This is a genomic window from Segatella copri (genome assembly GCF_024330485.1).
GTDB classification, from domain to species: domain Bacteria; phylum Bacteroidota; class Bacteroidia; order Bacteroidales; family Bacteroidaceae; genus Prevotella; species Prevotella copri_L.
Window position 1 is genome coordinate 29,999 of record NZ_JANDWX010000025.1, and the last position, 14,849, is coordinate 44,847.

Consider the following 14,849-nt stretch of genomic DNA (forward strand, 5'->3'; position numbering starts at 1 on the left):
ATATATAGCCGAAAGCTTTTAATAATTCAACTCGAGTTGCATCTCATCTACACTCTTGCCCGGCAGCGTCATCGGAACGATGTCTTCATTCTCCTTGATGGCGCACTCCAACAGGTAAGGACCCTTGGTGCTGATCATCTTCTCCACCTTAGCCTGAAGGTCCTTGCGGTCTATTACCACATCGTATGGTATGCCGTAGGCCTTGGCAATCTCTGCATAATGAGGATTCATCATGTGGGTGAAGGAGTGACGGCCGCCGAACATCAGGTCTTGCCACTGGCGAACGTTGCCCAGATAGTTGTTGTTCAGCAGAATCATCTTTACCGGTGCCTGCTGCTCCATGATGGTGCCTAGTTCCTGGATGTTCATCTGGAAACCGCCGTCGCCGAAGAAACAGCAGATGGTGCGGTCGGGAGCTCCGAAGGTGGCACCGATGGCTGCTGGAAGGCCGAAGCCCATGGTTCCGAAGCCACCACTGGTTACGATGCTCAGCTTCTTGGTAAACTTGAAGTAGCGGCTACTGATCATCTGGTTCTGACCTACGTCGTTTACGAGAACAGCCTCATTATGAGTAGCTTCCGTTACCACGTTGGTCACCTCGCCCATGAGCAGCGGTCCCTCTGTAGGGTGGATATCCTTCTCTATTACCTTTTCCTGTTCCTGCTGGCGGTATTCCTCGAAGGAATCTCTCCACTCGCGGTGAACATTCTTGTTCAGCAGACGGGTAATGGCTGGCAGACTCTGCTTGCAGTCGCCCACAACAGCCACATCGGTCTTGATAACCTTATCAATCTCAGCCTTGTCAATGTCCAGGTGGATAATCTTTGCCTGAGGAGCATACTTAGAAGGCACGCCTGTGATACGGTCGCTGAAACGCATACCGATGGCGATGAGCACATCACACTCCTGGGTCTTCATGTTGGTAGCATAAGAACCGTGCATGCCGAGCATACCCATGTTGAGCGGGTGGTTGCTAGGCAGGGCAGAAAGGCCGAGCAGGGTTCTGCCGGCAGGGATATCTGCCTTCTCGAGGAATTCGATGAGTTCATTATGTGCACCGCCAAGCTCTACTCCATGACCCACGAGGGCGAATGGTTTCTTGGCATTGTTGATGAGTTCGGCAGCTTCAGCCACCGCCTTTTCATCTATCGTAGGATAAGGGTTGTAAGATGTAACCTTCTCACATTTCACTGGTTCCCACTCGCATGTAGCCACCTGCGCATTCTTTGTAAAGTCGAGCACCACAGGTCCCGGGCGTCCGCTGCGGGCGATGTAGAAAGCACGGCTCACAGCCCATGCCACATCCTCGGCACGGCGTATCTGGTAAGACCACTTGGAGATTGGCTGGGTAACACCCACGAGGTCTACCTCCTGGAAAGCATCGGTACCCAGGGCACCTACGCCTACCTGTCCGGCGATGACTACGATTGGTGTAGAATCCATCATGGCATCAGCGATGCCGGTCAATGTATTAGTAGCTCCAGGACCACTAGTGACAAGAGCGACGCCCACTTCGCCGCTGACTCGGGCATAACCCTGTGCAGCGTGAGCAGCAGCCTGCTCGTGACGTACCAATATGTGGTCAAACATCTTCTTTTCACCTCTCGTGTAACCGTACAGTGCATCAAACACTGGCATGATGCTGCCGCCCGGATATCCGAAGATAGTTTTAACATCCTCGTTTTTCAGGGAGCGCATCAGTGCTTCGGCTCCTGTTATTACTTCTTTTGCCATTTATATGTTATTATTCTGAATAATTCAAAAACTTTTCTTTTCTCAAAGACTCTAAAAACTGTCTTTTCAAAGACTCTCGAAGACTAGTCGATGATTCTCACACCGCCCTTATCTGCCGAACTTACGCTCTGGGCATAAGCGCGCAGTGCCTTGCTAACCACGCGGTTGCGCTTCAGCGGCTGCTGTGGACGTGCTGCGAGTTCCTCGTCAGAGAGCTTCACATTGATGGAGCGGCTAGGGATATCAATGACGATGATATCGCCATCCTTAATCTTGCCGATGTTACCACCTGCTGCAGCCTCAGGGCTGATGTGACCGATGCTCAAGCCTGATGTACCGCCTGAGAAGCGGCCGTCGGTGATGAGGGCACATTCCTTGCCCAGGTGACGGCTCTTGATGTAAGAGGTTGGGTAGAGCATCTCCTGCATGCCAGGGCCACCCTTCGGACCCTCGTGGGTGATGACTACGCAGTCGCCTGAGTTAACCTTTCCGCCGAGGATGCCTTCGCATGCATCTTCCTGAGAATCAAAGCATACGGCTGGACCCTCAAAATGCCAGAGCACTGGGTCTACGCCGGCTGTCTTTACTACGCAACCGTTCTGGGCGATGTTGCCGAAGAGCACTGCCAGTCCGCCATCCTTGGTGTAGGCATGCTCGAGGTCGCGGATACAACCCTCGGCGCGGTCGGTGTCGAGACTCTCCCACTGAGCATCCTGACTACCCATCTGGGTAGAGAACTTTCTGCCCGGTGCTGAATGGTAGATTCTGTCAGCCTCGGCATCAATCTCTGTGCCGGTAATGTCGTATTTCTTCATCTGCTCATCGAGTGTTTTGCCGTCAACACGCTTTACGGCGCCGTTGATCAGACCGCCCTTGTTCAGCTCGTTCAGGATACCGAGGATACCACCTGCACGGTTGCACTCCTGTACACTGTATTTCTGGGTGTTAGGGCTCAACTTGCAGAGGCAAGGCACCTTGCGGCTCAACTGGTCGATGTCTTCCATCTTGAAGTCTGCGCCAGCTTCCTGAGCTACTGCCAGCAAGTGGAGCACGGTGTTGGTGCTTCCGCCCATGGCGATGTCCAGGGTCATGGCGTTGAGGAATGCGTCGCGGGTAGCTATATTGCGTGGCAATACGCTCTCGTCGCCGTCCTCATAATATGCATAAGCGTTCTTAACTATCTGGCGTGCAGCATCTTTGAAGAGCTGGATGCGGTTCTTGTGGGTAGCAAGAATGGTTCCGTTGCCTGGCAAACTCAGACCGATGGCCTCGGTGAGTGAGTTCATTGAGTTGGCGGTAAACATACCTGAGCAGCTACCGCAACCTGGGCAGGCGCACTGCTCAATCTGCGTCATCTCCTCGTCAGAAACGCTTGTATCAGCACCCTTAATCATAGCTGTAATCAAGTCGGCGTTCTCACCCTTCCAGCGTCCGGCTTCCATAGGTCCACCTGAGCAGAACACGGTAGGAATGTTCAGTCGCATAGATGCCATGAGCATACCTGGGGTTACCTTGTCGCAGTTTGAGATGCAGATCATGGCGTCGGCCTTGTGAGCATTGACCATGTATTCTACAGAGTCGGCAATGATGTCACGGCTTGGGAGGGAATAGAGCATTCCGTCGTGTCCCATTGCGATACCGTCGTCAACGGCGATGGTATTGAATTCGGCTGCGTAGCACCCCATAGCTTCGATTTCCTTCTTGACGATCTGACCGATTTCATGAAGATGGGTATGACCTGGCACAAACTGAGTAAAGCTGTTCACGATAGCAATGATTGGTTTACCAAACTGCTCGTGTTTCATACCTGCAGCTACCCAGAGTGCTCGGGCACCTGCCATTCTTCTGCCTTCAGTGCAGACGCTACTTCTTAATGGATGTTTCATATCTTTTTTTCTTTTATTTCCTTGCTTAAAAGGGCTCTTTCGAGCCCATTTGTTATAATTTGCCTGCAAAGATACAGAGAATTTATGTAATAGCCAACTAATTTCGTATAAAATTTCAGAAAACTTCGTTTTTTTGTTAGAAAAACAAATAAAATGCTTACAATTTATCACGATAGATACTCATTTCTGCTGATTTTGTGCAAAAAAACAAGAAAGAGCTTATTAACCACACTGAACTCTTATCTTATTAAGATTACCTGACGAAAAAGTATAAAGCGAGGCGGCCAGACATGTAAGAAAGATAAGAAGAAAAAAAATCCTCCTAAACCGAAGTTTAGGAGGACCTGGTCACAAGACCAAATATCTGAAACTACTTATTTCTTTATTCAGCTGCATTGTTATCATTGAATGTAGCAACACGGTTGAACTCAACCTGCTTGAAGAGCTTGTCAGTAGCACCCATACCCTTAGCCTGAAGACGATTTGCGCTAATCTTGTAAGTCTTAACGAGAATGTTCTTTACAGCATTGGCACGAGCCTCAGAAAGTTTCTGGTTAAGTTCCTTAGAACCCTCTGGAGATGCATAACCCTTAATTTCAACCTTAGCATTTGGATGATTCTTCATATACTGAGCAATCATCTCGATGTTTGGCATCTGGCTACGCTCTACTTTTGACTTACCTACAGTAAACAATACTGTTGGCTGCAAATTGGTAGCAGTAGCTGGCTTTACATACTTAGGAGCCTTCTGGCACTCATTGAGCGCATTCTGGAGATCCTTGATCTGCTTGTCCTTAGCTGCGAGTTCAGAATCCTTGCTATTCAAGTCGTTGCGGAGGTTGTTGATCTGACCATTCAAACCATCAATCTCGTTCTGGTCGCGTGGAGTTACGATAGTGAAGTTGTGAGAGTTGTTAGAACCCTTGAACTTGTAGTTAACACCCACCTTAACCTGGAAAGCAGACTTGTTAACATCAAACTGGCAACCATTGCAAGCACTCTTGTTGTCGTGAAGGAACCAATTCATAGATGGCTCTACATATACCTGCCAAGCCTTGTTTGCGCCAAGGTTGAATGCGAAGTCAACACCTGCGTTAGCTGTGAGGGCATTGAGGTTGCCATTATGAAGGTTGAAAGAGTGGTAACCACCGATGCCTGCCAATGGGATGATTTCGAATTTACGTGGCTCACCCTTGTAACCCAAGAAGAGGTTTGTTGCATTGATAGTACCGATGAACTTACCGCTTGCACCACGAACCAAAGTCTTATGTGTAAAAGGCAGGTTGCGGTTACGAGCATAGAGGTCAGCCTCTACAGCAGCACCCCAAACTGGAGTAAACCACTTTCCGAGACGTACACCTACTGAAGGATTTACGTTCTTGAACCATGCATTGTGAGTAGTCTTTGTAGCAGCTCCAACGTTTACACCAAGATACCAATTGTCAAAGAACTTGCTCTCCTGTGTAGTCTGAGCAGATGCAGATACTGCCATTACGGCAGCAGCAAACATTAATACTAACTTTTTCATTTTCTCTCTAAAATTTGATTTTATATAAATTACTTAAAACTTCATTTTCAGGGTGCAAAATAATAAAAAAAATTATTAACTACCAAATTTTTGGCCATATTTTATGCTGTAAAACATAAAAAATGGAGAAAAAGAACATTTTAATATCCTATTTCTCCATTCTATTTTACTCAAAATGAATAATCTGAGCCATTATTGGTTCTATCCGTTTCTATCAGAAAACATCTTCTGAAGAAAGCTAAAGTTCGAAAACCTGAGCGCTTCTGCCTGCGATGGTTACCTGCTTGTTGCCCAAGCCAGAAACCGAGAGTTTCAGCGTGCGAGGCAAGGCATTCACCACTTTAAGCCAGGTTTTGCCCGATTTAGAATCCTTCACCACACTGGTGCCCACATATTTCTTCAGCGCATCCGGCAGACTGAGCACGGATGAGATGTAGAGGTCACCGGCATGCTGACCGAACATCTTCTGAATCTTGTAGCTCTCGCTCACGCGTACATTATTATTATCAAAGTAAATCATGTCCGGCTGCCAGTTGCTGTATCCGTCCTTACACAAGAGAGGAGCATAGGATGTCATTTCTACCACATCGCCGTTGCGCTCCACATTGCAGAGGTGGATGCCCTCAGCCAGCGCATTGTCTACCGCATTGGTACCGCGAGATGCATATTCGCCCAGATAAACCTTAGGAGCCTTGCGGTCGTAATGGTCGTAATAATCCTGATGGTTCAGGAACCAGCCCGGCTGCTCATAATAATGCTCGTCTACGGCATCAATCCAGCGCTTGTTTTCGCGGGCAATCTTCCAACCCTCAATATAATCGGAAGACGGGAAGTGGAACGGACCTACGGTACCCACCACCTCTATCTGAGGATACTTCTGCTTCACTGCCTTGCAGATCATCAGGTAGCGCTGCTCGAAATCGGTAGAGATGAGGTCTTCGTTGCCGATGCCTATCATCTTGAGGTTGAACGGAGCCGGATGACCCGCATCGGCTCTCATCTTAGCCCACTTAGAGGTGGCAGGATCGCCATTCGCCCATTCTACCAGGTCTAGCACGTCCTGAATATACTGCGGCATCTCGCTCATCGGGATTCCGCCCTGCTGACCAGCCACTCCGCGCTCATCTGCCACAGAGTTCTGACAAGGAACACCTGCCGCCAATACAGGCAGCGGCTCGGCTCCCATATCCTCGCACCACTGGAAATACTCATAGAAACCCAGCTGGCGGGTCTGATGGTATCCCCAGATGTTATAGGCTGGCTTGCGATCTTTCTGCGGCCCCACACTCTCCTTCCAGTGGTAAATGTTCTTGAGCCCCTGACCGTGGAGCATGCAGCCGCCCGGGAAGCGCACGAAGCGAGGCTTCAGGTCGGCAATGGCCTCGGCAAGGTCTTTACGCAGTCCATGACCCTTGTAAGTATCTTGTGGTTTGAGACTTACCAAATCTACCGCCACTTTCTGCTCGCCCTTAGGCAAAATGGCAAACCGGATGTTCTTGCCCAGTTTGCCCTCCTTGGTGGTGGCTTCGCTGGCGAGTTCGCCCTCATATTTATCGGTCACGATGAGCTGCGCCTTATATTCCTTCCAGTCTGCGCCCTGCACCTTGATCTTGGTCTGGCATACAGGCAATCCCTCCTGGTTTACGAGCGCCAGGGTGAGGTCTTTCTTCTTGGCATCGATGCAGCGGGCATGCAGGCTCACCTCGTAGATGGCTGGCTGATGCTTGCCCTCCTTGCCCTCAACGGCAGCTCCGCGACGGATGGCGATGCCGTCCCAACCTATATTATAAATAGGTGTAGCGCCCAGAACGGCATAATGGGCATTGTTCTGGCTCACCCCGTTTTCGGTGGCGATGCCCTCTTTCTCTACCCCCACCCATGCCGTGGTGGCATTCCACTGGTGGCGGTGGTCTTCCTTGTTATACTCAAAGTCGCCGTTCTGCAACATTTCTGCAGAGAGTCCTCCGTCGGCAGCGCGGCTGATGTCTTCGAAGAAGATACCCATCAGCTTATTGGAGATGCGGTGGGATTTCTGCGGATTGATACTGAGGTTGGCAGGGATTTCCGAATCTTCCGGCAGGTCGATGTGGTTTACCTTGGCATAAGCTGCGAGGTCGGCATCGGTCTTCGGCATCGGCTGGGCGTTGAGTTTTGCCTCTTCAGAGAGGGCGTGGAACCAGGAACGGATGTAGTTGAGATGCACTGCCGGCACCTCGAAATCGCAGCCATGGAAGAGTTTTCCGCCAATGGTTGCGGTGTCGCGCTGCCAGAGTATCTCGTCGGCAGAAGCTTCCAGCGTATCTTCCTTGAAGGTACGGAAATCGTTGCTTGCCTGTACGTATCGCTTGCCCTTGGATGTCTTGAGATAGATGTCGAAGTTGCCGTCATCCATCTGATAGGCAGCCACATCCTTCACGCCTTTTTCGCGGATGATGGGATAATCCTGCGGGCGCCAGGTGATGAGGTCTTCTGAATAGGCTACGGCAAACTGCGGTGCATGCTGGTTCACGCTCCAGAGTGCGCGCCATGTGCCGTCGTTGGCTTTTACCACGAAGGGGTTATACATCTTCTTTTCAGCTCCCCACGGACCGTAGTCGCTGGCGCAGAGCTGTCCTACATCCACCCAACGCTCATCGTCGGTGAAATAAGCCAGATGCAACCCCTGGTTGGGTGCTGGCGAATAGATGAATATCTGACAGATGGAGTCCTTGCCCTGTATGGTGTATGCAGGGGCATCCTTGTCTACTTGCTTCTGCATCTGCTGTCTGCTGACAGCCTGACTGGCACTGGCAGCTGCCACGAGCAGCGCCGACGTAAATACGTACTTTAGTTTTACCATGTTTCTATATTTTTAGATTAATATTATTTGTGTCTGTTTTACACTCTTTCTCTCGGCTTGATAAAAAGGCAGAGTGCATCCCTGCACCCTGCCCCACAAATTAGAGAGTTATAAAAAATCAAGTATGCAGTGACTTAAGCACTGCTTCTTTCTGAAATAATTATCTTCTTTCTAGCTGTAATATTCCTTCTTGCCGGCAGCCAGCGTATTCTTCATCAGCGAACAGATGGTCATCGGACCAACGCCTCCCGGAACAGGAGTGATGAAGGAACACTTCTCTGCCACCTCGTCGAATTTCACATCACCGTTTAGGCGAAAACCGCTCTTCTTCGTAGCATCAGGCACGCGGGTGGTACCCACATCAATGACTACGGCTCCCGGCTTCACCATATCGGCTGTCACGAAATCAGGACGGCCTATGGCTGCGATGATGATATCTGCCTCCTGACACTCCTTCTTCAAATCCTTGGAATGGGAGTGGCATACGGTGACAGTGGCATCGCCATACTGCTTCTGCATCATCAGCTGAGCCATCGGCTTGCCTACGATGTTACTTCGGCCCAGAATGACGCATTTCTTGCCACTGGTCTCAATATTGTAATGCTGCAGCAGGGTGAGGATACCGAGCGGAGTGGCAGAGATGAAACAAGGCATGCCGAGCGCCATTCTGCCCACGTTTACCGGGTGGAATCCGTCTACATCCTTGCGGTAATCTATTGCCATGGTCACCTTCTGCTCATCGATGTGCTTAGGCAGAGGAAGCTGAACGATGAATCCGTCAACATCATCATCCCGGTTCAGCTTGTCTACACACTGCAGGAGCTCTTCTTCGGTAACATCCTCCTCATAACGGATGAGGGTCGACTTGAATCCACACTTCTCGCAGGCCAGCACCTTGTTCTTCACATAGGTTTCACTGCCTCCGTCGTGCCCTACGAGCACGGCTGCCAGGTGTGGCTGCTTGCCACCGGCGGCTACAATCTGTGCCACTTCCCGGGCTATCTGTTCCTTGATGGCGGCTGCCGTCGCCTTTCCGTCTATAAGCTGCATTTTTCTTTAGTTTAACGTTTATACTTTTCTTACATTCCCGGCATCTTAGGCATGCCTGGCATACCCTTCATGCGGCTCATCATCTGCGCCATCTTGTTGCCGGTCATCATCTGCATCATCTTGCGGGTCTGGTCAAACTGCTTGATGAGTTTGTTCACCTCCTGGATGTTGGTGCCCGAACCCTTGGCGATGCGCTGGCGGCGTGATGTATTGAGGATGGCTGGGTTGGTGCGCTCCTTAGGAGTCATACTCTGGATGATGGCCTCTACGCCCTTGAATGCATCCTCTGGGATGTCTACGTCGCGGATAGCCTTGCCCACGCCCGGAATCATCGCTGCCAGATCCTTGATGTTACCCATCTTCTTGATCTGCTGAATTTGGTTGTAGAAATCGTTGAAGTCGAACTGGTTCTTTCTGATTTTCTTCTCCAGTTTCTTAGCCTCTTCCAGGTCGAACTGCTCCTGTGCGCGCTCTACGAGAGATACCACGTCACCCATGCCGAGGATTCGGTCTGCCATACGGGCTGGGTGGAACACGTCAATGGCCTCCATCTTCTCGCCGGTACCGATAAACTTGATTGGCTTGGTTACCACGGTACGGATACTGAGGGCTGCACCACCGCGGGTATCACCGTCGAGCTTGGTGAGAACAACGCCGTTGAAGTCGAGGCGGTCGTTGAATTCCTTGGCTGTGTTTACGGCATCCTGACCGGTCATGGAGTCAACCACGAAGAGGGTTTCGTCTGGACGGAGATGATTCTTGAGATTGCTGATCTCGTTCATCATCTGCTCATCAATGGCGAGACGTCCGGCTGTATCGACGATTACCACATCGTTGCCGTTAGTCTTAGCCTGCTGGATGGCATGGTCGGCGATACTGAGCACATCCTTGTTCTCAGGCTCGCTGTATACCGGAACACCCACCTGCTCACCCACTACATGGAGCTGCTGGATAGCTGCCGGACGGTAAACGTCGCAGGCCACGAGCAATGGCTTCTTGCCTTTCTTGGTCTTGAGCATGTTGGCAAGCTTGCCACTGAAGGTAGTCTTACCCGAACCCTGCAGACCGCTCATGAGGATGACGGCCGGATGACTTTCGAGCTTCAATGGGGCTTCTTCGCCGCCCATGAGTTCTTCCAGTTCATCGTGCACCAACTTGATCATCAACTGTCCCGGCTTTACTGCAGTAAGTACATTCATGCCGAGTGCTTTCTCCTTCACCTTGTTGGTGAATTCCTTAGCCACTTTATAGTTTACGTCGGCGTCGAGGAGTGCACGGCGCACATCCTTCATGGTTTCCGCCACGTTGATTTCTGTAATTTTTCCCTCGCCCTTCAAGATTTTGAACGAGCGTTCCAGTCTATCACTTAAATTTTCAAACATTTTTCTTTCTTTATATTTTTGGCTACAAAGATACGACTTTTTTTCGAGAAAGCCAACTTGTTTATGCTTTTTTTTATCCCGTCGGCTAAAATAGCTGTCGCTCTGCCTTTCCCGAGTTCATTTCTTCAGTTTTCTCTTGTGCTTATTTTTCAAGATTCTCCTTCTTTTTCGATTTTGATTCAGCATCAGAAGTTGCTTTTTTCTCTTCTGTAGCCATTTCAGAAGGAGGATCTTTCTTAAAAGCCGAGACATCATACGGATTAGTCAATTCATACTTTTTCCCCGTTGCTTTTTCATAAGCAGCTACCACAGGATCCTTATGTTCCATTTTTTCAAATACCTTTTTAGCCTGTTGCAGATGCTTCTTATCACGTTTTCCCTGTTTATCCATCCATCCGAAAGCATCAAAACCAATGCCAGCAGATGAAGTTGGCAAAGAGTTTATCTTCTCCTGAATATCCTCTTCCATGTTTTTGATGCCTTCCTGATTCTTGCCCCAAACTGTCACTTCGCCTAATTGTTTGGCATCCGGCAAGAGAAACAGAGTATCCGGCAGTTCCTTGTACCGGACAGTTGCCTTCATAAAACCAGGTTTCGATACGGTTGCTGAATCAAACTGATAGCGCATCGTCCAATAGCCCCGATAATCTGTTCTTGCCCAATGATTGTTATTGGTATGAATAAGTGCTTCACGAATAGGCACATGATTTTCTGCCGATGCGATGACACAGGTTTTCTGCGCATAGGCTACCTGCCCTAACATGGCAAGCAATACTGTTAAAATCAATATGATACGCTTCATGCTTTTTCTCTGATTTATATCTTTTCTTTGTACCAGACAAATTACTTCTTCTTATTAATATGAATCTGATACAAAAGTAATGATTAAATCTGATACTTCATTAAATTCCCCAAGAAGTTTAAGTTCATTTAAAGAGTAATGTAAAAAAATTAAGCGTCTATAACAGTTGGTCTATTTATATAGTATCATTCAAAGGTATATAGTATCATTCAAAGGAAAGATATGGTGTTTTCAACACTAAGAAATATTTTTATAAGTAAAAGCATATAGCCTTTAGAGTTCTTGCATATAGTCTTTTTAGTCAAAACACATAGTTTCCCAAGTCGAAAGTACATATAAAAAGTGTTTGAGAGAAGAATGAGGAAAGTTTACTGGTTATCAGTTACTTTCCTCATTTTGGTTAAAAGTGGCGAGGACAGACGAAGACGGGAATACGACAAGATGAGACAGAGGAACGTTACCTATCCGTAACCTATACCCCAAATGGTGAATGTTGAGGTTCGGAAGAATGAGGAAGGTTACGAATTGAATTTGAATACTCTGATTTATAGTGAGTTACTGATGAGCAACGTAAGGTTTTTGGTTACGAACCAAATTTGCCGTGTTCTGCTGTGAAATGCGTAGCAAGAAAAGACTCTTCATGTATTAATTTTGAACGCAAAAAAGAATGACGTTATGAAGAGTACATTTTCAATTATCTTCTACCTCAAAAGACAGGTAGTAAAGAAAGATGGTACTGTTCCAGTTATGGGACGTATCACAGTGGACGGAACACAGGCGCAGTTCAGTTGCAAGACAACTGCCAATCCAGATTTGTGGGACACCAAGGGCGGACGCATGATAGGTAAGAGTATGCAGGCTTTGGAGGTGAACCGCAAATTGGACAAGATGCGTGTGAGTATCAGCAAGCATTATCAGGAGATTATGGACAGGGACAACTTCGTCACTGCCGACAAGGTGAAGAACGCCTTTCTTGGCTTGGAGTATCGTTGCCATACACTGATGAAAGTCTATTCTCAAAGCCGTGATGAAATGGAAAAGCAATATAAAGCTGGCATGAAGGCTTTGAGTACATACACGAAGTATAGAATCGGGTGTGCCTATGTGGGCGAGTTCTTGCATACGCATTACCATGTGAAGGATATTGCTCTGAAAGAGTTATCGCTGCCTTTTATCACGGACTACGAGACTTTTCTCAGAACCGACAAGCACTTGAAAATAAACTCTACGATGGTGTTTGTCCGCAATCTCCGTGCAATGGTATTCCGTGCCATAGATAATGAATGGCTCGTAAAAGACCCATTCAGACGATATGAGTACAAGGAAGAAGAGACCACAAGAGAGTTTCTGAGCAAAGAAGAGATTCACCTGTTGATGGAAACACCTATCACAAGAAAGAAGATGAGTATGGTGCGTGACTTGTTCCTGTTCTGTTGTTTTACAGGTCTCGCTTTCATTGATCTGTACAACTTGAAGGAAGAGAACATCAAGGAATTTTTCGATGAAGGTGAATGGATTGTTATCCATCGACAGAAGACAGGAACGGAAGCCAACATCAAGTTGCTTGACTATCCCAAGCAGATTATGGAAAAATACCGTGGATTGTGTGAAGACGGCAGGGTGTTTCCAGTACCCAACTACCAAAGTTGTATGGATTCGCTCAAAAGACTGGGAAAGAAATGTGGTATCACCAAGCCGCTGTCCTGGCATCTTTCAAGTCACAGTAAATTCTTTTATTTATTGAATATCAGCGAGTTGAGTATTTTAAAGAATGTGACTGCTAACGATTTAGAAACGAGCTATATTCTTTTTCTTTCACAACTTTGCAATATACAAAGAACGCTTTGATTTCGAGTGCAAAGTTAAATCTAATTTCTGAAAAACAACATTTTATGCTGTGATTTTACAAAATATTAAGATTAGTCTTTGCAAAGGTAAAAGAGTAGTTACCAACAGTAATTTTCATGTAACGTCATTTTAAGAGTATGGCAAAAAGAACATATTCATAAACGCATATATGTATCTTGCCATATTGGGAAATCAATTGCTTAGTTCCATTTTTGCAGATTATATTTCGATTTTGTCTAAATTACGACGGAATACAGCAGATATTCAAGGGATTTGGATGAATTATCAAAATAAAACGTTATTTTTGTAGTATAAAAACGATAAAAATATGAAGTTAAGCACTATGAGAGAAATAAATCCCAAAGAAACCACCCGTGCATATGCATTTGAGCTTTGGATGAAAGCCCCGATGCCAATGGTTACGTTTTTCAAGATTTTGGATGTCAGTCGTCTTGTTAAAATCAGCAAAAAGTCAGGTATGAAATTCAATATGCTGATGTGCTGGTGCATCGGCAAAGCGGCAAGCAGTATCAAGGAATTTTATATGCTGCCTGTCGGAGACAAATTGATGCAATATGATGCTATTGCGGTTAATACCATTGTTATGAACAAGGACAATGAGGTCAGTTCATGTGATGTGCCGTTTTCTGATGATTTGCAGCTATTCAATGAAGATTATCTGAAATTGACTATGGAAGTAGCCCGAAGCTGTGAGAACCACGATTTGACAGAAAGCATGGTAATAGGGACTTCCGCACTGGCCCAATATGAAATTGACGGTGCGGTAGGTATGTACAGCGGTATCTTCAACAATCCGTTTATGATATGGGGCAAGTACCATAAAGGTTTCTTCAGAACGACACTAACGGTTTCATTCCAATTCCACCACACTCAAATGGACGGGGCACATGCTGCAAAGTTCCTGGATCGCCTGCAGCAGGAAATCAATAAATTACTTGTGTAGCGATGACAAATCTAACTCGCTCTAAATTGGACTTTGATTGAAAATCAAGAAGTTGGGCGTTTGCCTATATTATATAGGTAACAATATGGAAACGAGCGGACTTCTGCTCGTTTCTGTATTTTGCAATATGCAAAGAACGCCTTAATTCGGGGACAAAGATACGATATTTTTCTAAATCTCGCATAGCTTACAAGGAGAAAAACTTGGAAATTAGAACTTTTTACGTTAAAATCCATATTTGACAAGCAGATTTTGAAGAAAATATTTGGAGTTTCCAATAAAAAAGAGTATTGTTTGCAGCAACAAATCCCACCACGCCTCTCAACGATGCGTACCACGGTGGGACTTCGCTTTTTATAAAGGGTATATGAATTACGACAAACAACCGATAAACGTAGATGAACAGGTTGCCTTGCTCCAGAACAGAAGGCTGGTGATAGAAGAGAGAGCCTGCGTAATAGGCAAACTGGAGAACGAATGCGTAAAGGCATTCCTCGACCACGAGGAAGAGATTCTTGCCGGCACCTTCGAGGGAGCCCTCATCGACCACATCTCGGAGCACGAGCGCAATGCCTACATCACCTGCACCCAGGTTTCGAGAAAGAAGATTTAGGCCAGCAAGCCCGTTCTCGACATCGAGCTTTCGGGTTACAAGATCATGGCTACGCTGATGGAGGTATTCATCGATGCCGCCGTCAACCCGTCCCGTTTCTACTCCAAGCAGCTTCTGCGCCGGGTAAGCAGCCAGTACGATATCGAGAACGAAAGTCTGGAAGAGCGAATCATGGCAGTATTGGATTACATCAGCGGCATGAC

At 47.3% G+C, this 14,849-nt stretch carries 9 protein-coding genes and 1 pseudogene; 3 read left to right on the forward strand and 7 right to left on the reverse strand.

Going from position 1 to position 14,849, the window contains the following annotated elements:
- Positions 1-18: 18 nt before the first annotated feature.
- The 7 genes from ilvB to NNC77_RS12395 all read right to left on the reverse strand — a co-directional run bounded on the left by ilvB (position 19) and on the right by NNC77_RS12395 (position 11,221).
- Positions 19-1,734 (reverse strand): biosynthetic-type acetolactate synthase large subunit, encoded by a 1,716-nt coding sequence (gene ilvB / locus NNC77_RS12365; protein ID WP_118152122.1) that lies wholly within the window; start codon positions 1,732-1,734, stop codon positions 19-21.
- An 83-nt stretch (positions 1,735-1,817) separates the two neighbouring features.
- A complete protein-coding gene (gene ilvD / locus NNC77_RS12370; protein WP_040552905.1) occupies positions 1,818-3,620 on the reverse strand; it encodes a dihydroxy-acid dehydratase in 1,803 nt (600 codons plus the stop codon).
- A 382-nt stretch (positions 3,621-4,002) separates the two neighbouring features.
- Positions 4,003-5,148 carry an OmpA family protein gene (locus NNC77_RS12375; protein WP_117728068.1) on the reverse strand — a complete coding sequence of 382 codons (1,146 nt, stop codon included), beginning with the start codon at positions 5,146-5,148 and terminating at the stop codon, positions 4,003-4,005.
- Positions 5,149-5,386: 238 nt separating this feature from the next.
- Positions 5,387-7,987 (reverse strand): alpha-L-arabinofuranosidase C-terminal domain-containing protein, encoded by a 2,601-nt coding sequence (locus NNC77_RS12380; RefSeq protein WP_254971247.1) that lies wholly within the window; start codon positions 7,985-7,987, stop codon positions 5,387-5,389.
- A 171-nt stretch (positions 7,988-8,158) separates the two neighbouring features.
- Positions 8,159-9,037, reverse strand: coding sequence for a bifunctional methylenetetrahydrofolate dehydrogenase/methenyltetrahydrofolate cyclohydrolase FolD (gene folD / locus NNC77_RS12385; protein ID WP_233399899.1), 879 nt, complete (start codon positions 9,035-9,037; stop codon positions 8,159-8,161).
- Positions 9,038-9,066: 29 nt separating this feature from the next.
- Entirely contained in the window at positions 9,067-10,419 is a 1,353-nt protein-coding gene (gene ffh / locus NNC77_RS12390) for a signal recognition particle protein (protein WP_254971250.1), read from the reverse strand.
- A 142-nt stretch (positions 10,420-10,561) separates the two neighbouring features.
- The gene (locus NNC77_RS12395; protein WP_254971253.1) at positions 10,562-11,221 is read right to left on the reverse strand and encodes a hypothetical protein; all 660 of its coding nucleotides are present in this window, start codon (positions 11,219-11,221) and stop codon (positions 10,562-10,564) included.
- Between the two features lie 675 nt (positions 11,222-11,896).
- Here NNC77_RS12395 and NNC77_RS12400 point away from each other — a divergent pair.
- From NNC77_RS12400 to NNC77_RS12410, 3 genes and pseudogenes are all read left to right on the forward strand, one after another.
- Positions 11,897-13,069: a site-specific integrase gene (locus NNC77_RS12400; protein WP_367398738.1), complete on the forward strand. Its 1,173-nt coding sequence runs from the start codon at positions 11,897-11,899 to the stop codon at positions 13,067-13,069.
- A 343-nt stretch (positions 13,070-13,412) separates the two neighbouring features.
- Positions 13,413-14,033 carry a CatA-like O-acetyltransferase, family 2 gene (locus NNC77_RS12405; protein WP_117728752.1) on the forward strand — a complete coding sequence of 207 codons (621 nt, stop codon included), beginning with the start codon at positions 13,413-13,415 and terminating at the stop codon, positions 14,031-14,033.
- 433 nt (positions 14,034-14,466) lie between these two features.
- A pseudogene (locus tag NNC77_RS12410) lies at positions 14,467-14,849 on the forward strand (dehydrogenase); the annotation flags it as partial.